25 protein-coding genes are annotated in these 25,924 nt (G+C 41.3%); 24 read left to right on the top strand and 1 reads right to left on the bottom strand.

The genetic code is table 11. The features are described 5' to 3' along the window. Positions 1-16: 16 nt before the first annotated feature. From IL356_RS06035 to IL356_RS05930, 22 genes are all read left to right on the top strand, one after another. Positions 17-421: a hypothetical protein gene (locus IL356_RS06035; protein ID WP_121850332.1), complete on the top strand. Its 405-nt coding sequence runs from the start codon at positions 17-19 to the stop codon at positions 419-421. Continuing rightward, the gene (locus IL356_RS06030) at positions 421-1,416 is read left to right on the top strand and encodes a BtrH N-terminal domain-containing protein (protein ID WP_121850333.1); all 996 of its coding nucleotides are present in this window, start codon (positions 421-423) and stop codon (positions 1,414-1,416) included. The genes IL356_RS06035 and IL356_RS06030 overlap by 1 nt, the downstream gene beginning before the upstream one ends. Then, complete coding sequence (locus IL356_RS06025; RefSeq protein ID WP_121850334.1) at positions 1,413-2,156, top strand: ABC transporter ATP-binding protein; 744 nt, start codon at positions 1,413-1,415, stop codon at positions 2,154-2,156. Before IL356_RS06030 ends, IL356_RS06025 begins: the two co-directional genes overlap by 4 nt. After that, positions 2,149-3,420 (top strand): ABC transporter permease, encoded by a 1,272-nt coding sequence (locus IL356_RS06020; protein WP_121850335.1) that lies wholly within the window; start codon positions 2,149-2,151, stop codon positions 3,418-3,420. The genes IL356_RS06025 and IL356_RS06020 overlap by 8 nt, the downstream gene beginning before the upstream one ends. Continuing rightward, positions 3,410-3,847 carry an acyl-CoA thioesterase gene (locus IL356_RS06015; protein ID WP_225621398.1) on the top strand — a complete coding sequence of 146 codons (438 nt, stop codon included), beginning with the start codon at positions 3,410-3,412 and terminating at the stop codon, positions 3,845-3,847. The genes IL356_RS06020 and IL356_RS06015 overlap by 11 nt, the downstream gene beginning before the upstream one ends. Next, positions 3,840-4,988: a beta-ketoacyl synthase N-terminal-like domain-containing protein gene (locus IL356_RS06010; RefSeq protein ID WP_121850337.1), complete on the top strand. Its 1,149-nt coding sequence runs from the start codon at positions 3,840-3,842 to the stop codon at positions 4,986-4,988. Before IL356_RS06015 ends, IL356_RS06010 begins: the two co-directional genes overlap by 8 nt. A gap of 82 nt (positions 4,989-5,070) precedes the next feature. Then, positions 5,071-6,132, top strand: a complete 1,062-nt coding sequence (locus IL356_RS06005) for a methyltransferase (protein ID WP_121850338.1) — start codon at positions 5,071-5,073, stop codon at positions 6,130-6,132. Between the two features lie 10 nt (positions 6,133-6,142). Beyond that, positions 6,143-6,760: a 3-oxoacyl-ACP synthase gene (locus IL356_RS06000; RefSeq protein ID WP_121850339.1), complete on the top strand. Its 618-nt coding sequence runs from the start codon at positions 6,143-6,145 to the stop codon at positions 6,758-6,760. Beyond that, entirely contained in the window at positions 6,757-7,014 is a 258-nt protein-coding gene (locus IL356_RS05995) for a phosphopantetheine-binding protein (RefSeq protein WP_121850340.1), read from the top strand. The genes IL356_RS06000 and IL356_RS05995 overlap by 4 nt, the downstream gene beginning before the upstream one ends. Positions 7,015-7,048: 34 nt before the next feature. After that, on the top strand, positions 7,049-8,248 hold the full coding sequence (locus IL356_RS05990) for a beta-ketoacyl-[acyl-carrier-protein] synthase family protein (protein ID WP_121850341.1): 1,200 nt from the start codon (positions 7,049-7,051) through the stop codon (positions 8,246-8,248). Continuing rightward, positions 8,245-9,318 carry a beta-ketoacyl synthase N-terminal-like domain-containing protein gene (locus tag IL356_RS05985; protein WP_121850342.1) on the top strand — a complete coding sequence of 358 codons (1,074 nt, stop codon included), beginning with the start codon at positions 8,245-8,247 and terminating at the stop codon, positions 9,316-9,318. Before IL356_RS05990 ends, IL356_RS05985 begins: the two co-directional genes overlap by 4 nt. Further along, positions 9,312-10,100 carry a polysaccharide deacetylase family protein gene (locus IL356_RS05980; RefSeq protein WP_121850343.1) on the top strand — a complete coding sequence of 263 codons (789 nt, stop codon included), beginning with the start codon at positions 9,312-9,314 and terminating at the stop codon, positions 10,098-10,100. Before IL356_RS05985 ends, IL356_RS05980 begins: the two co-directional genes overlap by 7 nt. Positions 10,101-10,104: 4 nt before the next feature. Then, on the top strand, positions 10,105-10,770 hold the full coding sequence (locus IL356_RS05975) for a LolA family protein (protein WP_225621397.1): 666 nt from the start codon (positions 10,105-10,107) through the stop codon (positions 10,768-10,770). A gap of 58 nt (positions 10,771-10,828) precedes the next feature. Beyond that, positions 10,829-11,368: a hypothetical protein gene (locus IL356_RS05970; protein WP_240467923.1), complete on the top strand. Its 540-nt coding sequence runs from the start codon at positions 10,829-10,831 to the stop codon at positions 11,366-11,368. After that, positions 11,365-11,946, top strand: a complete 582-nt coding sequence (locus IL356_RS05965) for a porin family protein (RefSeq protein WP_121850345.1) — start codon at positions 11,365-11,367, stop codon at positions 11,944-11,946. Before IL356_RS05970 ends, IL356_RS05965 begins: the two co-directional genes overlap by 4 nt. A gap of 3 nt (positions 11,947-11,949) precedes the next feature. Then, a complete protein-coding gene (locus IL356_RS05960; RefSeq protein WP_121850346.1) occupies positions 11,950-12,318 on the top strand; it encodes a 3-hydroxyacyl-ACP dehydratase in 369 nt (122 codons plus the stop codon). Further along, entirely contained in the window at positions 12,318-12,809 is a 492-nt protein-coding gene (locus IL356_RS05955; RefSeq protein ID WP_121850347.1) for a hypothetical protein, read from the top strand. The genes IL356_RS05960 and IL356_RS05955 overlap by 1 nt, the downstream gene beginning before the upstream one ends. A gap of 190 nt (positions 12,810-12,999) precedes the next feature. Then, on the top strand, positions 13,000-14,172 hold the full coding sequence (locus IL356_RS05950; RefSeq protein WP_121850348.1) for a DUF2062 domain-containing protein: 1,173 nt from the start codon (positions 13,000-13,002) through the stop codon (positions 14,170-14,172). After that, positions 14,165-17,836, top strand: a complete 3,672-nt coding sequence (locus IL356_RS05945; protein ID WP_121850349.1) for an MMPL family transporter — start codon at positions 14,165-14,167, stop codon at positions 17,834-17,836. Before IL356_RS05950 ends, IL356_RS05945 begins: the two co-directional genes overlap by 8 nt. Continuing rightward, entirely contained in the window at positions 17,837-19,384 is a 1,548-nt protein-coding gene (locus IL356_RS05940; RefSeq protein WP_121850350.1) for a phytoene desaturase family protein, read from the top strand. It begins immediately after the preceding gene. Then, a complete protein-coding gene (locus IL356_RS05935; protein WP_121850351.1) occupies positions 19,384-20,265 on the top strand; it encodes a cupin-like domain-containing protein in 882 nt (293 codons plus the stop codon). Before IL356_RS05940 ends, IL356_RS05935 begins: the two co-directional genes overlap by 1 nt. Before the next feature lie 8 nt (positions 20,266-20,273). Next, positions 20,274-21,923 (top strand): C45 family peptidase, encoded by a 1,650-nt coding sequence (locus IL356_RS05930; protein WP_121850352.1) that lies wholly within the window; start codon positions 20,274-20,276, stop codon positions 21,921-21,923. Positions 21,924-21,981: 58 nt separating this feature from the next. On the opposite strand, the gene IL356_RS05925 is transcribed toward IL356_RS05930, so the two are convergent. After that, positions 21,982-22,314, bottom strand: a complete 333-nt coding sequence (locus tag IL356_RS05925; protein WP_121850353.1) for a single-stranded DNA-binding protein — start codon at positions 22,312-22,314, stop codon at positions 21,982-21,984. A 353-nt stretch (positions 22,315-22,667) separates the two neighbouring features. Between IL356_RS05925 and IL356_RS05920 the strand changes: the two genes are divergently transcribed. After that, the gene (locus IL356_RS05920; protein WP_121850354.1) at positions 22,668-24,053 is read left to right on the top strand and encodes a glycoside hydrolase family 140 protein; all 1,386 of its coding nucleotides are present in this window, start codon (positions 22,668-22,670) and stop codon (positions 24,051-24,053) included. 117 nt (positions 24,054-24,170) lie between these two features. Next, positions 24,171-25,901 (top strand): tetratricopeptide repeat protein, encoded by a 1,731-nt coding sequence (locus IL356_RS05915; protein WP_121850355.1) that lies wholly within the window; start codon positions 24,171-24,173, stop codon positions 25,899-25,901. Positions 25,902-25,924 lie beyond the last annotated feature (23 nt).

The raw sequence follows: 25,924 nt of genomic DNA, 5'->3' as shown, positions 1-25,924 counted from the left end.
TGATACTTGATTGAAAATGAAAAAAAAAGAGGTACCACAAGACAAAAGTCAATTACAAAAGGCCAATATTAAAGATATGGTCTATGCGGTGGATGAAAATGGCAACTATGTCACCGAATTGAGTACAGGCTGGGAACCCAAGACCATTGCTCTCGACAATGCCATGAAAGAAATTGAAGAGCGGGTCGAAGATGCCAGACAAAGAGTTCTCAATAACGAAACAAGCCCTATTGAGTACTATATGGAACTGCATAAAATGGATCTTCCTATTTTGGCCAGCTATGTGGGGCTATGGCAATGGAAAGTCAAAAGACACTTCAAACCATCCGTCTTCAAGAAATTATCTACCAAAATTTTACAGAAATATGCCGACGTTTTTGAAATTGGCATAGATGAATTACAGCATATAAAAAACTCATAATGCAAATCGACTTTACCCATAAGCAATCTGCACATTGCGAAAACGGAGTGGTATCAAACTTAATGAGACACAATGGCTTTGAGGTAAGCGAACCTATGGTTTTCGGTATCGGGTCAGGCCTTTTATTCAGCTATCTGCCCTTTATCAAGGTCAACTATGCCCCTGTTTTTACGTACCGGGCCATGCCAGGTTTTGTGTTCAACAGGTTTGCCAAAAGGGTCGGCGTGAAGGTTAAAAGGGAAAAGTTTAGCGACCCCAAGAAGGCCAAGGCCAGACTTGATGAGAATTTGGCCAAAGACAATCCGGTAGGTCTTCAAGTGGGTGTTTACAACCTGATCTACTTTCCTGATGAGTATCGTTTTCATTTCAACGCCCATAATATGGTGGTCTATGGAAAAGAAGGAGATGACTATTTGATCAGCGATCCAGTTATGGCCGATGTCACTACTTTAACTGACAAGCAATTGGAAAAAGTTCGCTTTGCAAAAGGCGCGTTTGCCCCAAAAGGCCATATGTATTATCCAATTTCCTTTCCTGAAAAACTTGAACTGAAGAGTGCCATTGTTAAGGGTATCAAACATACCTGCCGCGACATGGTCGCCCCCGCTCCGATAGTTGGCGTACGGGCCATGCGATGGGTCGCCAAGAATATAAAATCGTGGCCCAAAAAATTGGGCGCAAAAAAAGCCAATCACTATTTAGGCCAGATTGTTAGAATGCAGGAGGAAATAGGTACCGGCGGTGGCGGTTTTCGCTATATTTATGCTGCTTTCTTGCAAGAGGCCAGCGAAGTTCTCGAAAATGAGAGCTTAAAGGATTTTTCCAAGGAAATGACCCAAATCGGGGATTCTTGGAGAGATTTCGCTTTAGAAGCCTCACGCATCTACAAAAATAGAAACGGAGAAGCCGTTGGTTATGAGTCGATTTCGAACCAATTGAACGAAATTGCCAATCGGGAAGAAGCCTTTTTCAAGGCCTTACGAAAAGCCGTATGATTGAAATTCGCCAACTTTCAAAAAAATATAAGGATGCCGATCGGTATTCGGTTCGCAATTTAGATCTTACGATTTACGAAAAGGAGATTTTTGGCATATTAGGTCCGAATGGTGCAGGAAAGACTACGCTAATTTCAATGCTCAGTTCTTTGTTGAAGCCTACTTCCGGTTCATTTACCATCGATGGTTTGAGTTATCAGAACGAAATGAAACAGCTCAAACAGATAATCGGAATCGTACCCCAGGAATATGCATTATATCCCTCTTTGACCGCATTCGAAAATTTAAAGTACTTCGGAAGTATGTATGGTCTTAAAGGGTCGGCACTTCATTCAAAAATCGAAGAACATCTAGAAATATTGGGCCTTGGCACTTTTGCTAATAAAAAAGTGCACACATTTTCTGGAGGAATGAAAAGGAGGGTGAATTTAATTGCTGGCATACTACATCGACCGAAAGTGTTGTTTTTAGATGAACCTACCGTTGGTGTTGATGTGCAATCAAAAAATGCTATTATCAATTACCTCAAAGAACTTAACCAGAAAGGTACCACCATACTCTATACCTCTCATCACCTCAACGAAGCAGAAAATTTCTGCTCGCATATCGCCATTATAGATTTGGGAGAAATTATCTGCAAAGGAGAGCCTAAAACCTTGATAAAAGAGCACAAAGAAGCCGAAAATCTTGAAGAGGTATTTTTGGCAAGAACTGGAAAAGCACTGAGGGATTATGCATAAACTTTGGGCCTCAGCAAATAAAGAATTTTTACTGCTTACCAGAGATTTCGGGGGTCTGGCCATTCTTTTTCTTATGCCCCTACTTTTGGTAATAACTATTACCGTAATACAAGACGGCACTTTTAAAACCCTTAAAGAATCTAAAATCCCTATTTTATTGGTTGATTTAGACCAAGGCACTGTTTCCAAAAACATTCAAGAGAACTTAAAAACAAGCGATCAATTTGAAGTAATTGCCCAACCAACAGAAGAGAAGGCGGAAGCATTGGTGCAAAATGGCGATTATCAGCTAGCGATTGTCATACCTCAAAATCTATCTAAAAACCTAAAACAGAAAGTTGAGGAAAATGTATCGGGCATTTTGGACCGATTTGGCATGGAAGAAGAGAACATTCCCTTAGCCAAATCAATTATAGAGCCTAAAGAGGTAAAACTTTACTTTGATCCCGCGACACAGATCTCATTTAGAAATGCTATAAAAAGTGGTATTGACCAAATGGTTTCCAAAATCGAAACGGAATCTATTTATAAGGCATTTCAAGAAGAATTGACCGATGACCCACAAGAAAAAATATTCGATACCCAACCTTTTATCACCTTTAAAGAAATTGCGCCGGGCAGTGTTTCCGAAAACAATGTCATCCCAAATTCAACACAGCACAACATTCCGGCATGGACGCTTTTTGCCATATTCTTTATCATTCTGCCCCTTTCCATCAACATGGTAAAAGAAAAGAATTTGGGCACGTTCGTTCGCTTACGTACGAACCCTGTGTCGTATGCTACGGTACTTGGTGGTAAAACCATTGTGTTTTTAAGTGTCGCACTTATTCAGTTCGCTTTGATGTTAATTGTCGGGGTGTACCTTTTTCCATTATTAGGTCTTCCGCAATTATCGGTCGCGGGCAAGCTTTCATTTCTATTTTTGGTCGCATTTTTTGCCGGTCTGGCAGCTGTTGGCCTGGGGCTTCTCTTGGGCACCATTGCCAAATCTCAAGAACAATCAGCCCCATTCGGTGCTACTTTTGTCGTTATACTGGCCGCTTTGGGCGGGGTTTGGGTACCTGTATTTGCCATGCCCAAATTCATGCAGGTTCTATCGGGCATATCACCAATGAATTGGGGCTTGAACGCATTCTACGATGTATTTTTAAGAAATGTGGGTATTATTGAACTGCTTCCCGAAATTGCTTTGCTATTTTTGTTTTTCTTAATCACCACAGGAATTTCCATCTTCTATAATGAGAGAAAAAATGCCGTCTGAAACATCAAAAGAATTAAGTTACACGAGTGAAGTAAGAGTGCGGTTCTCAGAGTGCGACCCATTGGGCATTGTATGGCACGGCAATTACATACAGTTTTTTGAAGATGCTCGTGAAGCTTTCGGCAGACATCATGGTATTTCGTACTTAGACCAAAAAGCCCATAATTTTTCTACACCCATAGTAGCCTCTAAATGTGAGCATAAGCTACCACTGGCTTACGGCGATGTAGTTAAAGTAAAGGCTACCTACATTGATTCGGCCGCCGCCAAAATGGTTTTCAGGTATCAAATATTAAACCCTGAAGGTCAAGTGGTCTGTACTGGGGAAACCGTTCAGGTTTTTGTGGAACTGGGAGGCGAATTATCATTGACCCTACCCGATTTTTTTAGGGACTGGAAAATTAAAGTGGGCCTACTTGATGAATAACCCTATCATTTCATATAACAATATTATCTCATCTCTTGGTTTTGACAGCGCTACTGTTGTTGATAAAATTTCCAAGAAAGAATCAGGACTAGAGAAAATAATAGATCAAGATATACTTGATCGTCCTTTTTACTCATCTATGATTGATGTGGGCCTTCTTGAAAGTTCCTATTCAAAATTGGGCACCCGTCAAAAGTATACAAAGCTTGAAAAAATGATGATCGCGTCGCTCAGCGATACCTTAAAGTCATTTGAACACCCTTTGAATGAGCGCGTAGGGCTGATTGTTTCGACCACGAAAGGCAATATCGATGCTTTAGACCCCAATTCTTCATTTAACGAAAATCGAGCTTATTTAGGTGAGCTGGCAGCACAGCTTAAAAATTTCTTTCACTTTGAGACTGAACCTATAGTTTTATCGAATGCCTGTGTTTCAGGTGTCTTGGCGATTTCCGTGGCCAAAAGACTGATAAAACAAGACAAATTTGACCACGTTTTTGTGGTAGCGGGTGATTTGGTAACGCAATTCATCATCTCAGGCTTTAATGCTTTTCAGGCTTTGAGCGATTTGCCCTGTAGGCCTTATTGCCAAACACGGTCGGGAATCAACATCGGTGAAGTAGCAGCAAGCGTATTGGTCACTAATGACCATTCATTGGCTGTTGAAGAATCAGTAATAGTTATGGGTGATGCCTCTTGCAACGATGCCAATCATATTTCAGGGCCTTCAAGAACGGGTGAAGGTCTTCATCGAAGCATCGAATCGGCAATGAAAGAAGCTGCTATTTCAGCCAATCAGGTAGATTACATTTCGGCCCATGGTACGGCTACCCCCTATAATGATGAAATGGAATCGATTGCTTTTGACCGATCAGGTCTTAGCGAAGTTCCTTTAAACAGTTTAAAAGGTTACTTTGGGCATACCTTGGGTGCTTCAGGCCTTCTCGAAACAATTGTAGGCATGCATTCGTTAAAGAATAACACTTTATACGCTTCTTTGGGCTTTCAAGAAATGGGGGTGTCACGCCCTTTGAACATTATTAAAGACACAACGGAAAAAACCTTGAATATCTTTTTGAAAACTGCCTCTGGCTTCGGTGGGTCGAACACCGCTGTTCTCTTTAAAAAATTGAATAGCTAACCCTTTCCATCTAATATTTTAACATTGGTTTTCTAATTGGTCTTCAATCCCTAAATTTGCCCACCAATAGATTTACATAAAAATGGCCAAAAAACCTATGAAGGCTATTCAGGCGCTTGAAGAAGCCCAGAAGATTGCATTTGCCCCCTTTGTGTTTCAAACGACGGTATCTTTACGGAAGCTAGGTGTTTTGGACTATATTTTTGAGCACAGCAGAGAAAGCAACACCAAATTAAATCAACTTTCTGAAGCTCTTGATATAACTGAATACGGACTAAGTGTTCTGCTGGAGGTAGCCGAAAGTATGGATATTGTTGATCAAGATAGTGAAGGCAACTACGATTTGACCAAAATCGGATACTTTCTAAACTATCATAAGATGACGGAAGCCAATCTCAATTTTACGCAAGACGTTTGCTATCAAGGCCTTTATCATTTACCAGAAGCCATAGCGACTGGCAAGCCCGCTGGTCTTAAAGAATTAGGTGATTGGCCGACCATTTATGAAGGTCTTTCTAAATTACCAGAGCAAATTCAACAATCATGGTTCGCTTTTGACCATTTTTATAGCGACGAAATTTTCGGGGAGGCCCTACCTAAGGTTTTTAGGCACCAGCCAAAAACCCTTTTTGACATAGGTGGCAATACAGGAAAATTTGCCATACTTTGCGCTGAATATAACCCCGACGTATCTATCAAAATTTTTGATTTGCCCGGTCAATTATCAAAGGCTTTGGGAAATGCCAAACAAAAAGGACTTGAAAATCGTATTTCGGGACAGAAAATCGATTGGCTCTCAGAAGATCCAACTATTCCCGAAGGAGCCGATACCATTTGGATGAGCCAGTTCTTAGATTGTTTCTCAAAAAAGGAGATCCTCAAGATTCTAACCATCTGTAAGAATGCCATGGATGCTGAAACTGAGCTCATTATTATCGAAACCTTTACTGATAGACAAAAATTTGACAATGCTCGCTTTACTTTAGAAGCCACGTCTTTATACTTTACGGCTTTGGCTAACGGAAATAGTAAAATGTACAAAGCGGTTGAGTTTATAGAATTGATTGGTGCAGCTGGCCTTACTTTAAAAGAAGAAATTGCCGTTGGGGAATTTCATACCATGTTGGTCTGTAAAAAAAAGTGATTATTGAAAATTGGAGAACACGTACTTCATATCAAATTATTGCCATGTAAAAAACAATGCCATTTCGCTCAATGGCAGTTTGGTATATGAAAATGAAGCCGTTGACCTCAACACCTTTCTTAAATCGGCCTACCAAAACTTTCAAACTGATTATCCAAAGTTTTTTAAGATGGATGGTCTGAGCAAGTTGGCCTTCATGGCTTCCGAAGTTTTGCTAAAGTCAATAGAAATGCCTGAAGAGGGCAGCAACATAGCTATAGTTCTTTCAAACAGGGCATCCAGTCTCGATACCGACCGAAAGTACCAAGAATCGATTAGCGACAGTTCTAATTTTTATCCGAGTCCGGCAGTATTTGTATACACCCTGCCCAATATTTGCATCGGAGAAATTAGCATAAGACATAAACTATATTCTGAAAATAGTTTTTTTATCTTTGATCAATTCAATGCAGATTATTTGTATGAATACGGCGCAAGCCTTATTGATTCGAAAAAGGCAGACTCTGTATTATGTGGTTGGGTCGATGTAGATAAAGATAAATATGAAGCATTTATGTATTTAGTGACCAAGAATGGTTCTACAGTACATACAAAAGAAGAAATAACAAGATTATATCAATACCAATGAGTGAGTTAAAACAACAGCTGAAAGAGAAAATCATAGAGCAACTTAACCTTGAAGACGTTGCAGTAGATGAGATTCAGGATAATGACCCGCTCTTTGGCGAAGGTTTGGGGTTAGATTCTATCGATGCCCTTGAGCTGATCGTAATGCTTGATAAAGATTACGGTATTAAATTGGCCGACCCAAAAGAGGGAAGAAAGATTTTCGAATCAGTTCAGACCATGGCCACTTATATAGAAGCCAATAGAAGCCGATAAATTCTCACACGGCTAAGTTCCGTAAACTAAAACGATGGGTAAAGGGGTAGCAATAACCGGAATGGGTATCATTTCTGCCATTGGTAACAATGTAGCAGAAAATTACCAGTCGCTCTCTACCAATAAAATCGGTATTGACCGAATTACCCAAATCACTACCATTCATGAAAATGAAATAATGGTCGGTGAAATTTCCGGAACCAATTCAGATTTAGAAAATCAGTTAAAAATAGAAGCGGACCAATGGTCGCGAACGGTTCTGATTGGTGCCATAGCAGCAAGAGAAGCATTGGAAAATGCCGGAATAACCGACGTTAATGAGTTTAAGACCGGACTGATTTCAGGCACGACCGTTGGCGGAATGGATAAGTCGGAGCAATATTTCTACGACTACACCGATAACCCAAAAGTGCGTCAACATATTACTGGCTTGCATGCGGGTGATTCAACCAACAAAATTGCCAAATACCTAGGTCTAGAAAAAAGTTTTGTGACCACTATAAGCACCGCATGTTCATCTGCTGCCAACGCCATTATGTTGGGTGCCAGAATGATCAAATCAGGGCAGTTAGACCGAGTGGTTGTTGGTGGCACCGATAGTCTTTCAAAATTCACCATCAATGGATTTAAAACATTGATGATTTTATCCGATACATTTAGCACTCCTTTTGATGACGACCGAAAGGGACTTAATTTAGGGGAGGCCGCTGCCTATCTTGTATTGGAATCCGATGAGTTGGTTGCCAAGAAAAATAAAAAGCCATTGGCATTTGTAAAGGGATACGGCAATGCCAACGATGCCTTTCACCAAACCGCCTCTTCCGAAAATGGCGATGGTGCGGTACTCGCCATGCAAAAAGCATTGGAAGTAGCCGACTTAAAGCCTGAGGAAGTTGATTATGTTAACGCGCACGGTACGGCAACACCTAACAACGATCTTTCGGAAGGCAGAGCGTTAATTCGAATTTTTGGCGAAAATGTCCCCGAATTTAGTTCGACCAAATCGTTTACGGGCCATACATTGGCCGCGGCTGGAGGGGTTGAAGCGGTTTATTCCGTATTGGCATTACAGCATAATGTCATATTTCCCAACTTGAATTTCAAAACTCCAATGAAAGAGTTTGATCTTACTCCGGTTACGGAAAAAAAAGAAAAAAGCTTGCATACCGTATTGTCTAATTCGTTCGGTTTCGGAGGTAATTGTTCCACTCTTATTTTCTCAAAGAATCAATGAAAAATAAGGTGTACATACGTAGTGTAGGTTCGGTTTCAGCCCAAAAAACCTATGACAATACCAGTTTTTTAAACAAGGTGGTTACTTATAATGAGACCGTAACAAGGGTTATCGACCCGAACTATAAAGATTTTATTCCGCCTGCGGCCGCCCGAAGAATGGCCAAAGGAATAAAAATGAGTACCGTTAGCGCCAAAAATGCCCTTACGGAAGCGAATACTGAAGAATCGGAGGTCGATGCCATTATCGTTGGTACTGGTTTGGGCTGTATCGGTGATTCCGAAAAGTTTGTTAGCGATATAATCGATAACAACGAACAGTTTCTTACCCCTACCCGATTTATACAATCTTCGCACAACACCGTTGCAGGACAAATCGCCTTGGGAATGGGCTGTAAAGGGCATAATTTCACCTATGTACATTCATCTATTTCATTTGAGTCCGCACTGTTAGATGCCCATATGCAACTAATGAATGATGAAGCAAGTACCATTTTGACCGGTGGGGTCGATGAGTTGGTAGAACACCATGTCAGTACCCATCGCCTTATAGGCCATATAAAAAAAGACCCGGTAGAAACCATGTCTATTTTAGACAGTGGTTCAAAAGGAGCCATCTTTTCCGAGGGATCGCATTTTTTTGTGGTATCCAATAAAAAAGGGGAAAACGCTTATTCCGAATTGTTGGGTATAAGGACATTTAATTCTCTTGAACGTGATGAAATTGAGAAGGAAGCCTTGTCTTTTTTGAAAGAACAAGAAATGACCTCCGATGACATCGATTTGCTGATTTTGGGTTATAACGGTGATGTGGAATTTGATACTTATTACGAAGCCTTATCACAAGAGTCTTTTAAGAATACCCCGAAGGCTTATTTCAAACATTTATCAGGTGAATTTGATACGGCTTCCGGATTTGGCTTTTGGCTGGCCAACAAAATTCTGAAACATGGTTTTGTTCCTCAAGTGGTGCAGTTGGGTGATTCTTCAAAAGAAGCTCCACAAACCATTTTGATCTACAATCAATACAGAGGGGAAAACCACAGTCTCACCTTACTGAAAAAATGTTAAGCCGTTTGATTAGAAGAAGGGTAATCTATCCTACCACGGTTGTTCTACTGGTAGCATTGATTGTTCTTGATTCATTTTATGCGATAGGTTGGTATTGGTATGCCCTTATAGTTATCGCTTGGTTTCTGGTAACGCTCAGCGGGTCTTTTTTCATACAGTGGAATTTTCACCTGACTTCTTATCATTCCAACAAAAAAACCCCACATGATTGGGTAGCCATTACTTTTGACGATGGCCCTGATCCTGAATTTACACCACAGGTGCTCGATCTCTTAAAGAAATATTCGGCAAAGGCAACTTTCTTTTGTATCGGCGAAAAAATAGAGGCTCATCCATCAATACTTGAGCGTATTATTGATGAAGGACATACCATCGGAAACCATACTTTTACGCATTCACGTTCATTTGGTTTTTTTGGGGTGGAAGAAGTCAAAAATGAGCTTCAAAAAGCAAAAGAGACCGTACAGCGATTAAGCGGCCGAAAGATGGATTTGTATCGGCCGGCGTTCGGGGTTACCAACCCCTCAATAGAAAAGGTGGTCGAAGAGCTTCAGTTGAAATCAATTGGCTGGAATGTACGTTCGCTAGACACTACGCCCCGTTCTGAAAATATGGTCTACAATCGAATTGTTTCAAAAGTGGCTAAGGGCGACATTATACTTTTACATGATACCAGTAGCAAAAGCATAGCCGTTTTGGAACGGTTATTGGTATTTTTGAAGGATAAAAAACTACAGTCGGTCACCGTTGACCAATTGCTGGAAATTAGAGCCTATGTTTAGTACCATGATCAAAAAAATCAAATGGATTATTCCTAATACTTCTAAAAAAGGGCTCGTTTTATTATGCGCATCACTTGCTCTGTGGAGCAATTTGGCTGAAGCACAAACTGAAATGAATTCCACCCAATCAGAAGCGCTAAAAGCAAAAGTCAAAAAATTGGCTGATGCCACGCAAACCATTTCTAGCGATTTTACACAGTTCAAGCATATCGATTTTTTATCGAATGATATCGAATCAAGTGGCGTGTTGAAATTTAAAGCTCCCGATATGGTCAAATGGCAATATACCAAGCCTTACAACTATTCAATAGTTTTTAAAGACCGTACCATATTCATCAACGACGATGGTAATAAAAGTAATTTAGATGTGGGTGGCAGCAAGCTCTTCGAAAGGCTTAATCGCTTGATTGCATCCAGTATTAGGGGAGATATGTTCGATGAAGAGGAATTTTCAATGAAATTTTTCACCGATACCGAGTCCGACTTGGTGCATTTTTCACCCAAAGACCCCCAATTTTCAGAATTCATCAATGCCTTTCACATTCGTTTCGACAAGAAGGGAGAAGTGGTGCAGGTAAAGATGATCGAGCCATCCGGAGATTTTACAAGAATCGAGTTTCACAATAGAAAAACGAACGAAGCCCTTTCCAATGCGGATTTTTCTCAGTAGTATCTGCTTTCTTTTGATTTTTGGTTGTGCTTCCTATCCGAAAAAAAACAATTTCAAGGTGGTTACAAAAGAAACTCCACCTCAAAACGTACTTAACCCTTATTTCTCCAACCCAGATAAAGATTACGTCTACAAGGCTAACATCGATGCCTTGGGCAATAAAATAGGAGGCCTTTTTATTATCAAGAAATTAGGGGAGAAAACGCATCGAATATTATTCACTACTGAAATGGGCAATACATTGTTCGATTTTAGTTTTCAACAAAACGGCTTTACTGTCAATCGAATACTTAAAGAGCTCGACAAGAAAATACTGATCAATATTCTTAAACGAGACTTAAAAGCCTTGGTACTCGAAAAGCCCGCAGTAGAACAGGTATTCAGCAAGACAAATAATCGTTTGATCGAGACCAACATACTTTCTAAAAAGCACTATTTTTATTTTGATAGCGAAGACTTAAAGGATATTGTTAGGACTAGAAACGGTAAGGTGATTGTAAAACATCATTTTGCAAACATAGAGAACGATTTTGCCGGCCAAATCAATATTACCCACGAGAATATTCAACTAAAAATCACATTAACGGCGCTCCCATGAACTTGGTAAAGGCTTTGATAATATTATTTGTATTTACTGCCACCTGCCACTCTCAAGTGAGACCGGGTATCAAAGGCGGGTGGAATAACTCTACCATCAGCAAGACCACCCTTGATTCTAAAACCGGAATTTATGTGGGGGGCTTTGTTAAAATTCCCATTACCGATTACTATACTTTGCTACCGGAAATTCTTTATTCCGAACAGGGAGGCGAATCGAATTCAGAAGAATATGGCGATGTGAACATTCACTATCTTTCCATCGGGGTGCCCAACAAGTTCTATGTTACCCCATTAAACGGATTCCATTTTATAATTGGCCTTAGTATTGACATTAATCTGAAGAACAATTTTGTCAATTTCACCAACTTCAACATCGACGACGAAATATCGCCATTAGATGTGGTGGTGTTGGGAGGCTTGGGTTATGAATTCCCCTTTGGCTTAGCTCTGGAAGCCCGTTATAAACAAGGCACCATAAGTGTTGATTTTTTAGGAGCCGACGACCTTTACGAAGAACCGGGCAGTAATCTTAACGGCGTTTTTCAAATTGGCGCTGCATATAAATTTAAACTATAGAACATGTTGATAGAAGGATTGTATTCGGTAATCGAAACGAACACAGAAGAAAATACGCTGAATGCCAAAGTAAAATTAAATAAAGACCACGAAGTTTTTGAAGGTCATTTTCCCGGCAATCCTGTAATGCCAGGTGTATGTATGATTCAAATGATAAAAGAATTGACCGAAGAGCAAATGGGTCAAGATCTTTTTCTTACCACCGCATCCAATGTAAAATTTATGGCTATCATTAATCCTGAAAAAAATGAGGCCATTGACCTTCAACTGAATATCTCTGAAAACGAAGGGTTGGTCAAGGTCAAGACCACTGTTAGTTTTGAGGAAACAATGGCATTAAAATTGAGTGCAACATTCAAAATAGTAGCCTAATGAATTTTAAAGCGGTACTTTTCTTATTAATGTTATGGCTGCCGAGCACAGCCCCTGATATTGTTCAGGTAAGGCAGGCCTACATAGAGGCAGCTGAAAGTGAGCAGGTATTAAAAAAACTCTATGATGACTTGAGTTCGGTCGCCAATAACGACCAAAGTACATTGGTGGCTTACAAAGGGGCCGTGACTGCGATGATGGCCCGATACGCCGACGGTTTTAAGGATAAAAAAAATTATTTCAAGGAAGGGAGAGACCTCTTGGAGCAAGCAGTTCTAAAGGACCCTGAGAATGTAGAAATTCGTTGTGTTCGCCTCAGTGTTCAAGAAAACGTGCCAAAAATTACTGGGTATCATAAAGAAATAGAAGAAGACCGCAAATACATTCTTGATCACTACGAAGGTATGGACGATGACAGCGCCAAAAAATTTGTAAAAGGGTTTGTGCAGCAGTCGGAAAGTTTTTCAGAAGACCAAAAGCAGTTGTTTTAGGTTTCTGAATCACTATCTTTGAAATAGTAACGAACATGGCTGTCGATTTAACGCTACAATTGGGTCACATTGTTAAATAAAAGCAGTATTTCATAGCATTGAACAACCCCTAAAAGCTCAAGCTTATTTCGAGCCATTGTTTTAAACTGTGACCAATTTGTCGACCACCGTACCCAATGTACAAGCGCGCATGCAAGAACTTAAATGCTGCGTACTTGTTCCTACCTATAACAATGCCAAGACACTTAAACGGGTGTTGGATGGTATTCTATTGCAGACTTCGAACATCATCGTTGTCAATGATGGTGCTACCGACCGAACTGCAGAAGTGCTGGCAGGTTATAATCAAATTCACCAAATACAACTTCCTGAAAATAAGGGCAAGGGCAATGCCCTGAAAGTCGGCTTTGCAGAGGCCGTGGCCCATGGGTATGATTTTGTCATTACCATTGATTCCGATGGTCAACACTACCCAGAAGATATACCGATTTTCATTACCGCTTTAGAAAACGAGGCTACCCAAAATGTTCTATACATTGGTTCTCGCAACATGCGACAGTCAGATGTTCCCGGTAAAAGTAGTTTCGGCAACAAATTCTCTAATTTTTGGTTCTGGTTCGAAACCGGTATTTGGTTGACCGACACCCAATGCGGGTTCAGGCTCTATCCGCTTCGCGAATTACAAAAAATGAAATTTAGAACGCCCAAGTTCGAATTCGAAATAGAAGTGATAGTTCGTGCCGCCTGGAACGGAACTTTGGTCAAAAATGTTCCTGTCAAGATTTCCTATGATGAAAAAGAAAGGGTTTCGCATTTTCGAACGGTACCCGACTTCACCCGTATAAGTATCTTGAACACATTTTTAGTGCTCGTTGCGCTTTTCTATATCAAGCCAAGAGACTTCTTTAGAAAAATAAAGAGCAAGGGAATCAAAAAATTTCTCTCGGAAGACGTGCTGGGAAGCGATGACCCACCAAAGAAAAAAGCCCTCTCGATTGCCTTGGGCCTATTCGTGGGCCTGAGTCCGTTTTGGGGTTTTCATACGCTACTCGTATTGGGTGGGGCCTTTTTGCTGAAGTTGAACAAACCCATCGCATTTGCCTTATCAAACGTAAGCTTACCACCGTTCATTCCCTTCATTCTGTTTGCTGGCCTGCAAATTGGTGCTTGGGTGTTGGGCGAAGAACATTTTTTTCAATTTGATACCATTGCCGAGAACTTATTGGCATTAAAAGGCCTAAAGGCCTATTTGATAGGTAGTTTTATTTTAGCCTTTACCGTTTCTCTATTGGGCGGCCTCATCGGTTATTTTACTTTATCGCAAATGGCCAAAAGAAAAAAATTAACCCTCAAAAATGGGTGATTTTTTTTATCGCATATACCGGTGGATAGCTAAAAAGCGATGGTGGGCATTAATGGTCTTCATCGCTATATTAATGGGGCTTACCAGCATTGTTATCCACATCAGGTTCGATGATGATATCAGTTCGCTTATTCCCGTGAACGAAGAAACCCAAAGAGTTCAAAAACTTCTCAAATCAATCACCTTTACCGACAAAATTGTCGTCAATATTCGAAAAGGGTCCGCTGGCTCAACAGATGACCTCACTAATTATGCTGCAGAGTTTTTAGATAGTGTAGAGACCAAACAAGGTACGTATATCAAGAATGTTCAAGGTAAGATAGCGGAAGACGTTATTCAGCATACTTTCGAATTAGTCTATGAAAATCTCCCTCTTTTTATGGAGGATGAAGACTATGTGAAAATCGCTTCACAGTTAAACAATGATAGTATTGAACGTATAACTCGGGCTAATTACCGCACCTTAATATCTCCTGCTGGTATTGTTGCCAAAAAGAATATCGTAAAGGATCCTCTGGGCCTTTCTTTTATTGGCCTCAAAAAATTGCAAAAGCTTGGTTTCGGTGAAGGTTTTAAGGTAAAGAACGGTTTTCTTTTAGATGAACAGGAGCAGAATGTACTGCTATTTATTACCCCACGTTTTGGTTCGAACGAGACCAATAAAAACCTTCCCTTTGCGGAAGCTCTCTATAGTATTCAAAATGAACTGAACCAGAAATACGACAATAAGGTACAGAGCGAATATTTTGGGGCGGCCCTCAGCGCTGTTTCAAATGCTCGACAGATAAAGCACGACATACAATTTACGGTAAGCATAGCCATGACCCTGCTCATTCTATTACTTATTGTTTTTTACCGAAAGATTGCCCTTCCTTTAATTCTGTTTGCCCCGGCCATTTTCGGTGGTCTTTTGGCCATTGCCATGCTCTGCTTGGTGCGAGAGAAAATATCGGCCATATCATTGGGCATTGGCTCGGTACTTCTAGGGGTAACTATTGACTACGGTTTGCATATTCTTACACATCTAAGAGAGGGAAACACTATTTCCAGTATCTATAAAGAGGTAGCACCGGCTGTTCTAATGAGCAGTCTTACCACCGCTTCTGCTTTTCTATGCCTGCTGTTCTTAGATTCGCAGGCACTGCAAGATTTAGGTGTTTTCGCCGCTGTAAGTGTGTTGGGTGCCTCGGTCTTCGCCCTATTGTTTATTCCTTTAGTGTACAAGCCCAAAAAAGCCATTAGCGATAAGAATACATTACTCGAACGCTTGGCATCATATAACCTGCATAAGAACAAATGGGCACTTTCCGGGTTGGTCTTAGTTGTAATTGCCAGTGCCTTTACCTACCAGAAAGTACAGTTCAATAAAGATATTGCCAAACTGAACTACGAAACCAAAGATTTAATTGCCGCTCGGGAACGTTTGGAAAAGCTGACCGATATGGGTTCTAAATCCATTTACTTGGCCACGTTTGGCGAAAAATTGCAAGATGTTTTACTTCAAAACGACAGCATATATCAAAAACTGGAAACGCTAAAAGATGATGGCCAAGTACTCAACTTTGGCTCAATCAGTTCTTTGGTAAAGTCCGATGCCGTACAGCAGCAAAAAATGAACGAGTGGCGCAGGTTTTGGTCGCAGAGACGTATTGATAGCCTAAAAAACAACCTTTTAAACAGCGGCCAGAAATTAGGTTTTAAACCCACCACTTTTGAACCATTCTATGGTTTATTGGAGAAAGATTTTGACTATCTGACCTTTAAAGAATTGAGCGCGGTCAAGTCCTTTTCTGCTGATGACTATCTTGTTTCCGATAGCAGTGGGTTTACGGCTACTTCTTTGGCGAAGGTAGACGCAGAAGCCATGCCCCAAGTACGTGAAGAGTTTGCCGATATGCCAAACACCTTGATTATCGATAGGCAACAAGTAAACGAAACTTTTTTAGGTAATCTTAAAAATGACTTTAATGAGCTTATTGGTTATTCATTAATTGCGGTAGTATTGATTTTGCTCTTGTTCTATCGCAGTTTTGTTCTGACACTGATTACGGCGATCCCCATATTTCTGACTTGGTTTCTGACCGTAGGCATAATGGGGTTATTGAACATAGAGTTCAATATTTTCAACATTATCATATGCAGCTTTATTTTTGGCCTTGGGGTTGATTATAGCATATTTATCACCAATGGTCTTTTGACCGAATACCGTACCGGTGAAAAAGCCCTTTCGACCCACAAGACATCGATAATCTTGTCCGTAATTACGACCATAGCTGGTGTTGGTGTTCTTATTTTTGCCAAACACCCCGTATTGTACACCATCAGTACTGTTTCTTTGATAGGTATATTCTGTGCGGCCCTCACCGCTTTTATCGTACAACCTTTACTTTTTAAACTGTTCATTGGAGGACCCCAGAAAAGACCTATTCGACCTAGAATCCTTATACACTCATTAGTATCGTTCGCTTATTTCGACTTAGGCGGACTTCTGCTAAGCCTGTATTCGTGGGTACACCTTAAAATTGATTCGAAGGCTGCGCAAAAACCGCAATTAAGGCTTCATAAAATCACCTCGAGCTTTATGAAATCAGTCTTGTACACGAATCCTATGGTAAAAAAGAAGATTGCGCTTCCGAACAAAGAAAGTCTTCAAAAGCCGGCTCTTCTTATTGCCAACCACAGTTCTTTTCTCGATATTTTGGTTATGGGTATGTTGCACCCCAAATCGGTCTATCTTGTAAAAGACCATGTGTACCATTCAAAAATAATCGGCAGTTCTGTCAAACTCTCAGGAGCTTATCCCGTTTCAGGAGGAATCGAGGACGGACAATTACATTTACAGAAAAAAATAGAGCAGGGCTTTTCGATTATAGCCTTTCCTGAAGGATCACGTTCGGATACCAATAAAATAGCCCGTTTTCACAAAGGTGCCTTTTATTTAGCCGAGCAACTTCAAATTGATGTACTGCCCATTATGATTCATGGTGGCTCAGAAGTGTCGCCTAAAGGAAGTTTCATCATTCGCGACGGAGCTATTACCACCCAATTTTTAGAGCGAATCTCACCATTTGATCAACGCTACGGAGAAAATTATACCCAAAAAGGCAAACAGGTCGGAAGCCATTTTAGAACAGAATTCAGAAAGTTGCGCTTACAACTAGAGCATCCTACCTATTGGCATCAAACTATCTTAGAAAATTTCAGGTACAAGGGCGATGCACTTTACCAACAGGTCAAAACCGACATTAAAAGGCATTCCGAAGGATATCAGGCATTAATGCACACGCTTCCCGAGAAGGCAAAGATGGCCTATATAGCGCAAGCGAACGTTCATTTACCCTTATTATTATCTTTAGATTCCATCGACCGAAAAATCAACGCGTACATTCGAGATGGTCACCAAAGTGCCATTTTAAGCCATCATTACCTGAAAAATCGATATAGTAAAATCTCGGTTTTCAATACACTAGAATCAGCTATTGAAGATTCTGTGGAAATTCTGATCATTAACTCGGCCTTTGACATGCACAAATTGGAGCTACAAAGCTTATCTAACCTAAACACCATAGTGCTTGTTGGCGGTAACAAAAAACCTTCCCCGATTGAAGGTTTCGAAGTTATGCTTCAAAATGATACCTTTATAATGCTCAAAAGAAGTGCCTAGATGAAGGAATTTTATGATGTTGTTATCGTTGGTAGTGGTATGGGAGGCCTTGTAGCCGCCAATATCATGGCTCGCGAAGGCAAATCGGTCTGCGTACTTGAAAAGAACAACCAGTTCGGGGGCAATCTTCAGACTTTTGTACGTGAACGCACTATTTTCGACACCGGGGTACATTACATTGGCGGTTTAGATGAAGGGCAAAACCTATATCGTTATTTTGAATATCTCGATATTTTAGAGGGATTGGAGCTACGCAAACTCGATACTGACGGTTTTGACCGCATTACCTTTGACGATGACCATACCGAATACCCACATGCACAGGGTTATGAAAATTTTATAGAAAAATTGGCTACCCTTTTTCCTGAGGAAGAAGCTGGTATTAAGGCCTACTGCGATAAATTAAGGGAAATATGTAACCGTTTCCCGCTGTATAAACTAGAGCTTGGCAAACCTTACCATAAAGACTCCGATTTATTCAAGATACCGGCCAAGGGCTTTATCGATTCCTTGACCAAAAATGAGAAACTACAGGCTGTTCTTGCAGGTTCTAACCTTTTATACGCTGGCGACCCCGACAAGACTCCATTTTATGTGCATGCCCTTTCGGTCAATTCTTTTATTCAAAGTGCTTACCGCTGCGCTGACGGCGGAAGCCAGATTACCAAATTACTGATTCGAAAACTCAAAGAACACGGCGGTGAAGCTTACAAACACCAAGAAGTTGTCAAATTTCAAAGCGACGGAGAAAAGATAGTCTCGGCCAAAACCGAGCAAGGCGATATTGTGAAAGGGTCTATTTTCATTTCAAATATAGAACCCAAGACTACCCTAAAATTGGCGGGCGAAGAGCATTTCAGAAAATCGTTCAATCGAAGGGTACAAAGTATTGAGGGCACTATTTCGGCCTTTAGCCTTCATATTGTGCTAAAACCGGAATCTTTCAAGTATTTAAATTACAACTATTACCATTTTAAAGACCCCTCGAAAGTGTGGACAGGCCCCGAGTATACACAAGAAAGCTGGCCGGACACTTATATGGTTTCGATGGGCGTTCGCAAGAACCAAGACGAATGGGCCGATCAGCTTACGGCTATTACCTATATGAGGTTTGACGAAGTAGAACCCTGGGCGGGCACCTTCAATACAGTGACGAATAAAAATAGCCGCGGACAGACCTACGAAGAATTCAAAAATGACAAAGCTGAAATTTTTCTAAAAGAACTAGAGAAGAAATTTCCTAAAATCAGGCAGTGTATACAATCGATTCACACTTCTACCCCATTGTCGTACCGAGATTATATCGGTTGCCATCGCGGGTCGATGTACGGTTATGTAAAAGATGTCGAAAGCCCCTTAAAATCCTTTATATCCCCCCGCACCAAAATAGAAAACCTCTTTTTGACTGGCCAAAATCTAAATATGCACGGCATTTTGGGGGTTACCATAAGTGGTGTCGTTACCTGCTCAGAAATATTGGGCAGTGAATACTTGATTAATAAAATAACCCAAAGCAGTTCTGAAGTAGACACTAAAATAGGCGTATAATGGAAACGTTCAAGGTCAGCCCCGTTACCCGTGTAGAGCATATCTCTAAAGAAGATTTCGTTAAGAATTATTACAAGCTACAAAAACCTGTTCTCATCACCGGGCTTACCAAAGATTGGCCGGCCTATGAAAAATGGAAACTTGAGTACGTACAATCGAAGGCGGGTGACCAAATAGTACCGCTTTATAACAACGAACCGGCCAAAGACAAGCAAAGTGTCTACGAACCGGTCGAGAAAATGAAATTGTACGACTATATCGAACTCTTAAAAACAGAGCCTACCGATCTACGTATTTTTTTCTATAATATTTTAAAGGAAATGCCAGAGCTTCTCAATGACTTTGAATATCCTGATTTGGGGCTGAAGTTTTTCAAAAAGCTTCCCGCTCTCTTTTTCGGAGGGGGCAAATCAAAAGTATTCATGCATTACGACATTGATTTGCCCGATGCCATGCATTTTCATTTTGATGGGGATAAAGAAGTTACCCTATTTTCGCCCGAGCAGACACAGTACCTTTATAAAGTGCCATTTTCTATACATAATCTGGAGGATATCGATATGCAGCAGCCAAACTTTGAAAAGTATCCTGCCCTTAAATATGCAGAAGGTATCAGGGCGGAAATGAGCCATGGTGATGCGCTTTACATGCCCAGCGGCTATTGGCATTCGATACGCTACCTGAACGGGGGCTTTTCGATGACCCTGCGCGCCCTTCCCAGAAAACCAGGCCGCTTTGCGAACATGCTGTACAATGTCATGATAATGCGCCATATCGATAATATTACCCGTAAGTATGCGGGCCAAAAGTGGCTGGACTATAAAGACCAATGGGCCATAAAAAGAACAGAGCGTAACCTGAAAGCAAAAAATTTGATCTAAGACCCAATTTGAAAAAGCTTTTTTACATTCCCCTATTATTCCTTTTTATTTCATGCGGAGTCAAAAAATCGTTAAAAGACCTACCGGATGTAAGCACCTACGAAGTTCAGGTTTCTGAAAGAGTAACTGTAAACGATTCTGTCTATACCATTGGTGACAACTTTTTGGCAAAGAACCGTCAGGGCCTTTGGGAACTTTATGTAAGTGGCAATGCCTACGAACTCGGTCTTAAAACCGGAAAACTCACCCAAGAACTCTTTAACCATCAAGAAGAGGTATTCGTAAAAAAGATTGATGAGCTGGTACCCTCAAAGAGCAAACAAAACCTTCTGAGAAAGTTCTTGGCGTGGTTCAATCGAAAAATGTACCTTCATGTAGATGAGCAGTACAAGGCGGAGTTATACGGCGTATCGCAGTATGCCTCTCATGATTTTGACCACATTGCCACCCCCTATCACCGGGTGATGTACTTTCATGGTGCCCACGATATAGGTCACGCATTACAAGATTTAGCTTTGGTGGGCTGCACCTCATTCGCCACATGGGGCGAGCATTCTGCCGATGGCAACCTCATCATTGGCCGAAATTTTGATTTTTATGCAGGGGATGAATTTGCCAAAAACAAGATTATTGCTTTTATCGCTCCGGATGACGGGTACAAGTTCATGTCTGTTACTTGGGGAGGTATGATCGGGGTCGTATCGGGCATGAACGACCAAGGGCTTACCGTGACTATTAATGCAGGTAAATCGCAATTTCCTTTGGTAGCAAAAACTCCCATTTCGTTGGTGACACGAGAAATATTGCAGCATGCTTCGAACATTGAGGAAGCCGTTGCCATTGCCAAAAAAAGGGAAGTATTCGTTTCTGAATCGATATTCGTTGGCAGTGCCAAAGACGAAAAGGCCGTTTTGATAGAAGTGTCGCCAAAGAATTTTGGAGTGTACGAAGTAGATAATAGTAACCAACTCATTTGCTCGAACCACTTTCAATCTGTGGCCTATGCCAAAGACAAACAGAACCAAAAGCATATTTTTGAAAGCCACTCGAAGTATCGCTATGAACGGATGGAAGAACTGTTAGGCGAGACCCAGAAAATGAATCCTGAACGGGCGGTCGAGGTGCTTCGAAACAGAGAAGGCCTTGATGATAAAAAAATAGGTTATGGCAACGAAAAGGCACTCAACCAGCTTCTCGCCCACCACGGAATCGTTTTTCAACCGCACGATTTGAAAGTTTGGGTTTCTAGTAACCCTTTTCAGCTAGGTGAGTTCGTAGCTTATGACCTTAACGAGGTCTTTCAAAAAACGGGTACGGGCGAAACACCCGCAACCGTAAGCCATCCATCGGCAAACATCGACGAAGATCCATTTGTAAATTCATTGGCCTTCGAGCACTACAATCGATATCGGAGGTTAAGAGCGAATATTTTAGAAGCAATCAAAAATGAAGAAAAGATTGAGAGAAAAAAACTGACCCAACTAATCGATTTGAATCCTGATTTTTGGGAAGCCCATTATGTGGTCGGCAGCTACTATTATGAAAAAGGATATGACCTGTTGGCCCTACGAGCGTTTGAAGAGGCAATGACCAAAGAGGTTACCACAGTACCCGATAAGGAAATGCTTCAAAAATACATTCGTAAATTAAAAAAGTAATCTGCAATAAAAAGGCCCCCGCTTGTGCGGTGGCCTTTTTAGCAAGTTTTTAATTATCTTATTTACCCAACATCAAAAGTTCGTTGCATCTCACTTCTGTGATATATCTTTTTTCGCCGTCTTTGGTCTCATATGACCGATGGGTTAATTTGCCTTCAACGGCTACTTGTTTCCCTTTTGAAAGATAGTTTTCTACAATATCAGCGGTCTTTCCCCAGGCTACAATCTGATGCCATTGGGTATCTTCTACTTTTTCTCCCATGGCATTTTTGTAGGTGTCGCTCGTTGCAATAGAAAATTTAGCAAGTTTATTGCCATTTTCGAGCGTTACGATTTCAGGGTCTTGACCTAAATTTCCAATCAACTGTACTTTGTTTTTTAAGGCGTTCATACGATTTAATTTAATGTTTAACAGTTCATACTATCGAGCTTTCCCAACCCGACACTGCAAACTTAGACCACCGAGTTAATCGTACTCGGATTAAAAATAATTACTTTCGTTTGTAAACGTTTGAAAATGATTATTTACCTATAATCGAATAACTTGTAAAATTTTCATTTTATCTAAGTGATGCTTTATAAAAAACCGTTTATACCTCGATTTCAATTGCTTCGAGTGCAATTTATTCATGCCATACTATCAAATTCTTCCGTAACTTGTAATTGCCATAATCAATGAAATGTCGATTTACCCAAAGGCCTTTTCAACCTTTGCTAGATCTCTAGAAGACTAAACGGAAAGCCATGTTCAAATACTTATTTATCTGCGTCTTTGTATTCACGGCAGGAGTTGTTGAAGGCCAGCGATTACAGGTGAGCGAAAATGGGCGCTTTTTAGTGACGGAAAATGGCGAGCCTTTCTTTTGGATGGCCGATACCGCTTGGGAACTCTTACATCGCTGTAACCGCGAGGAAGCAGAACTTTATCTTAAAAAGCGCGCAGAACAGGGATTCAATGTAATTCAGGCAGTGGCATTGGCCGAACTTGACGGACTCAATACTCCTAACTCTTACGGAGAAAAGCCATTGATAGAGAACGACCCTGACCAACCCAATGAGGCCTATTTCGAACATGTTGATTACGTTATTCGGCGAGCCAAAGAACTGGGTCTTTACATCGCCCTTTTGCCTACCTGGGGCGATAAGGTGAACCTAAAAAGTTGGGGTACAGGTCCCGTTATTTTTAATCCTCAGAAGGCTTATGCATTCGGTCAATGGATTGGCAAACGCTACAAAGATGAAGACCACATTATTTGGGTTATCGGAGGGGACCGAAACCCAAGGGAAGACACAACCGATATCGCCATTTGGAACCAGCTTGCCGAGGGCATTGCCCAAGCAGCCGGAGGCTATGAACGAACTCTAATGAGCTTTCACCCGCAACCCAAAGAAGGTGGTGGTTCTTCCACATGGTTCCATAATCAAAAGTGGCTCGATTTCAATATGCATCAAACGGGGCATTGTGCCAACCAAGGCACCTATAACCATATTGCCCACGATTATGCCCTTACACCGACCAAGCCAGTTATCGATGCGGAACCTCTTTACGAAGACCACCCCAATTGTTTTAATGCCAAAGAACTGGGGCATAGCCTACCTGAAGACATCAGGAGAATTATGTACTGGAACGTTTTTGCAGGAGCCTTTGGGCAAACGTACGGCTGCCATGATGTGTGGCAAATGTACCTTCCTGACCGCGAACCCGTCAACCAACCCTTGCGGCCTTGGCCAGCAGCTTTAAACCTGCCCATGGCGAATCAGGTAAAGCATCTCAAACATTTAATGTTGTCACGCCCTTTTTTGAGCCGAATACCGGACCAAACTATCATTGTCGGCCATCAAGAAGACAACGAGCATTACAAAATCGCTACTCGAGATATTGGTGGCCGTTATGCCATGGTCTACCTACCCACAGGAGGATCCTGCGAGCTCAATCTCGATTCGCTTATATCTAACCAATGGGTTACATGGTGGTACGACCCTAGAACAGGGCTCAGTTTTAAAGGTGAAAAGCTAACAAAACAGCAACCCATATCTATAAGTGCCCCTACTCAAGGGCAAGGTCACGATTGGGTTTTGATTGTTGACGACCCAAAGGCAAGTTTCAAAATTCCGGGCACATCAGATTAACCATCACGTTATCAGAAGATTATTTAAAATGAATTTTGTAATTTCAAACTAAATTCAAGTCCTTTCTCTTCTTCCCCCTTTTTATATTGATAATTGAACCGTTCTAAAGGCTACCATATGAATCGCAAAGAGTTTCGTATCGTTTTAATCTTGGGGCTTGTGATATGCGCCCTCTTGTACCATAAGTATTTTGACCGCTCACCTCAGAGCGAAAAACAATTGGCTTCTACCAATTATATAGGCTGTACAGTTGCCAAGTTCTTGTTGACCGATATCGATACCACCCAACAGATTGCTCCTCTGTTTTCTGGATTGGGGGACTTTAAATACCCAGTTTCAACAAGAGTGGATAGTGCCCAGCTTTTCTTTGACCAAGGTTTGAGACTGGCCTATGCCTTTAATCACGCCGAAGCCCATCGTTCATTTTTGGAAGCATCGCGATTAGACCCTGAATCTGCAATGTCATACTGGGGGCAGGCCTATGCTTTAGGGCCCAACATTAATGACCCATTACCCGATCAAGAACGGATGAAAAATGCCTTTGAGGCCACTCAAAAGGCGATTGAAAGACTACCGAAGGCCTCAAAAAAAGAAAAATTATTGATTCAGGCCCTTTCCTCTCGATACAGTGCCGACACCACCCTATCCATCGATGACCTTAATCAGGCCTACATGACGGCAATGGAGGGGGTAGCCCTCAAGTACCCAGATGACCCTACGGTTCTTACGCTTTATGCCGAATCGGTTATGAACACGGTACCTTGGAATTATTGGGATAAAGATGGAAATCCTTCCCCTAATATATCGAAAGCAAAAACGCATCTTGAAAAAGCAATTGAAATCGACCCAAAACATCCTGGGGCACATCATTATTATATTCATATGGTAGAATTGCCCCGACCTGAATTAGGGGTTACCAGTGCCGATATTTTGGGCAGTCTCATGCCCTCAGCTGGCCACATTGTGCATATGCCTTCGCACATCTATATCAGGGTGGGCCGCTACTCCGATGCCGTCGAGGTCAATAAAAAGGCCATTCTTGCCGATGAGGATTATATTTCGCAATGTTATGCGCAAGGTATGTATCCGTTGGCCTACTACCCTCATAACATTCATTTTCTGTGGTCATCGGCCAGTCTTTTGGGCAATAGTGAATTGGCGTTGGAAGCCGCTAAAAAGACCGCTGAAAAAGTACCCGTAGGTGAAATGAATGAGCTTCACTTTCTTCAGCACTTTGCCTCTACCCCGTTATTGGCATACGTACGCTTCGGAAAATGGAACGATATTCTAACTATGCCAGCCCCTAATGGCGAGATACACCATTTAAAGCTCATTTGGCACTATGCCCGTGGTATTGCCTTTATCCGAAAAAACAATATAAAAGAGGCAAGGGAAGAATTGGGTTTCATCGGTTCTCTGCGCGACAACGAAACTTTAAAAACCAATTATGCCGTCGGTTTCGACCATAGCCAAACCATTGCAGCTTTGGCCTATGAAATTATAGCTGGCGAATTGGCCAGTGCCGAAAAAGATAATGACAAAGCCATTGAACATTTGACCAAGGCCGTAGAAATAGAAGACCAGTTAGTTTATAACGAGCCTTCGGCATGGCACATACCCCCCCGGCAAAATTTAGGTGCCGTACTTCTAAAGGCGGGAAAATTTGAACAGGCGGAAGCCGTTTTTAAAAAGGACTTAGAAAAATTGAACCAGAATGGGTGGTCTTTAATGGGGCTGTACCAAAGCCAGTTGGCGCAACAAAAAACCAAAGAGGCACAAGACACCAAAAAAATATTCGATGAGGCTTGGCAACATGCCGATATTGCCATTGAAACTTCTGTATTATAAGGATGTGACGCTTCCGTAATACG

The sequence above is a fragment of the Euzebyella marina genome, assembly GCF_014855515.1.
GTDB lineage: Bacteria > Bacteroidota > Bacteroidia > Flavobacteriales > Flavobacteriaceae > Euzebyella > Euzebyella marina.
Note: the sequence above shows the minus strand (reverse complement) of the source record. Positions and strands in the feature narration are given on the sequence as shown.

Bases quoted from the DNA above. Each gene is read 5' to 3' on its own strand.
- IL356_RS05975 (WP_225621397.1), top strand. From the start codon at position 10,105: ATGATCAAAAAAATCAAATGGATTATTCCTAATACTTCTAAAAAAGGG.
- IL356_RS06010 (WP_121850337.1), top strand. From the start codon at position 3,840: ATGAATAACCCTATCATTTCATATAACAATATTATCTCATCTCTTGGT.
- IL356_RS06005 (WP_121850338.1), top strand. From the start codon at position 5,071: ATGGCCAAAAAACCTATGAAGGCTATTCAGGCGCTTGAAGAAGCCCAG.
- IL356_RS06030 (WP_121850333.1), top strand. From the start codon at position 421: ATGCAAATCGACTTTACCCATAAGCAATCTGCACATTGCGAAAACGGA.
- IL356_RS05925 (WP_121850353.1), bottom strand. From the start codon at position 22,314: ATGAACGCCTTAAAAAACAAAGTACAGTTGATTGGAAATTTAGGTCAA.
- IL356_RS05960 (WP_121850346.1), top strand. From the start codon at position 11,950: ATGTTGATAGAAGGATTGTATTCGGTAATCGAAACGAACACAGAAGAA.
- IL356_RS05915 (WP_121850355.1), top strand. From the start codon at position 24,171: ATGAATCGCAAAGAGTTTCGTATCGTTTTAATCTTGGGGCTTGTGATA.
- IL356_RS05945 (WP_121850349.1), top strand. From the start codon at position 14,165: ATGGGTGATTTTTTTTATCGCATATACCGGTGGATAGCTAAAAAGCGA.
- IL356_RS05940 (WP_121850350.1), top strand. From the start codon at position 17,837: ATGAAGGAATTTTATGATGTTGTTATCGTTGGTAGTGGTATGGGAGGC.
- IL356_RS06035 (WP_121850332.1), top strand. From the start codon at position 17: ATGAAAAAAAAAGAGGTACCACAAGACAAAAGTCAATTACAAAAGGCC.
- IL356_RS06025 (WP_121850334.1), top strand. From the start codon at position 1,413: ATGATTGAAATTCGCCAACTTTCAAAAAAATATAAGGATGCCGATCGG.
- IL356_RS05965 (WP_121850345.1), top strand. From the start codon at position 11,365: ATGAACTTGGTAAAGGCTTTGATAATATTATTTGTATTTACTGCCACC.
- IL356_RS05985 (WP_121850342.1), top strand. From the start codon at position 8,245: ATGAAAAATAAGGTGTACATACGTAGTGTAGGTTCGGTTTCAGCCCAA.
- IL356_RS05935 (WP_121850351.1), top strand. From the start codon at position 19,384: ATGGAAACGTTCAAGGTCAGCCCCGTTACCCGTGTAGAGCATATCTCT.
- IL356_RS06020 (WP_121850335.1), top strand. From the start codon at position 2,149: ATGCATAAACTTTGGGCCTCAGCAAATAAAGAATTTTTACTGCTTACC.
- IL356_RS05955 (WP_121850347.1), top strand. From the start codon at position 12,318: ATGAATTTTAAAGCGGTACTTTTCTTATTAATGTTATGGCTGCCGAGC.
- IL356_RS05980 (WP_121850343.1), top strand. From the start codon at position 9,312: ATGTTAAGCCGTTTGATTAGAAGAAGGGTAATCTATCCTACCACGGTT.
- IL356_RS05950 (WP_121850348.1), top strand. From the start codon at position 13,000: ATGCAAGAACTTAAATGCTGCGTACTTGTTCCTACCTATAACAATGCC.
- IL356_RS05995 (WP_121850340.1), top strand. From the start codon at position 6,757: ATGAGTGAGTTAAAACAACAGCTGAAAGAGAAAATCATAGAGCAACTT.
- IL356_RS05920 (WP_121850354.1), top strand. From the start codon at position 22,668: ATGTTCAAATACTTATTTATCTGCGTCTTTGTATTCACGGCAGGAGTT.
- IL356_RS06015 (WP_225621398.1), top strand. From the start codon at position 3,410: ATGCCGTCTGAAACATCAAAAGAATTAAGTTACACGAGTGAAGTAAGA.
- IL356_RS05990 (WP_121850341.1), top strand. From the start codon at position 7,049: ATGGGTAAAGGGGTAGCAATAACCGGAATGGGTATCATTTCTGCCATT.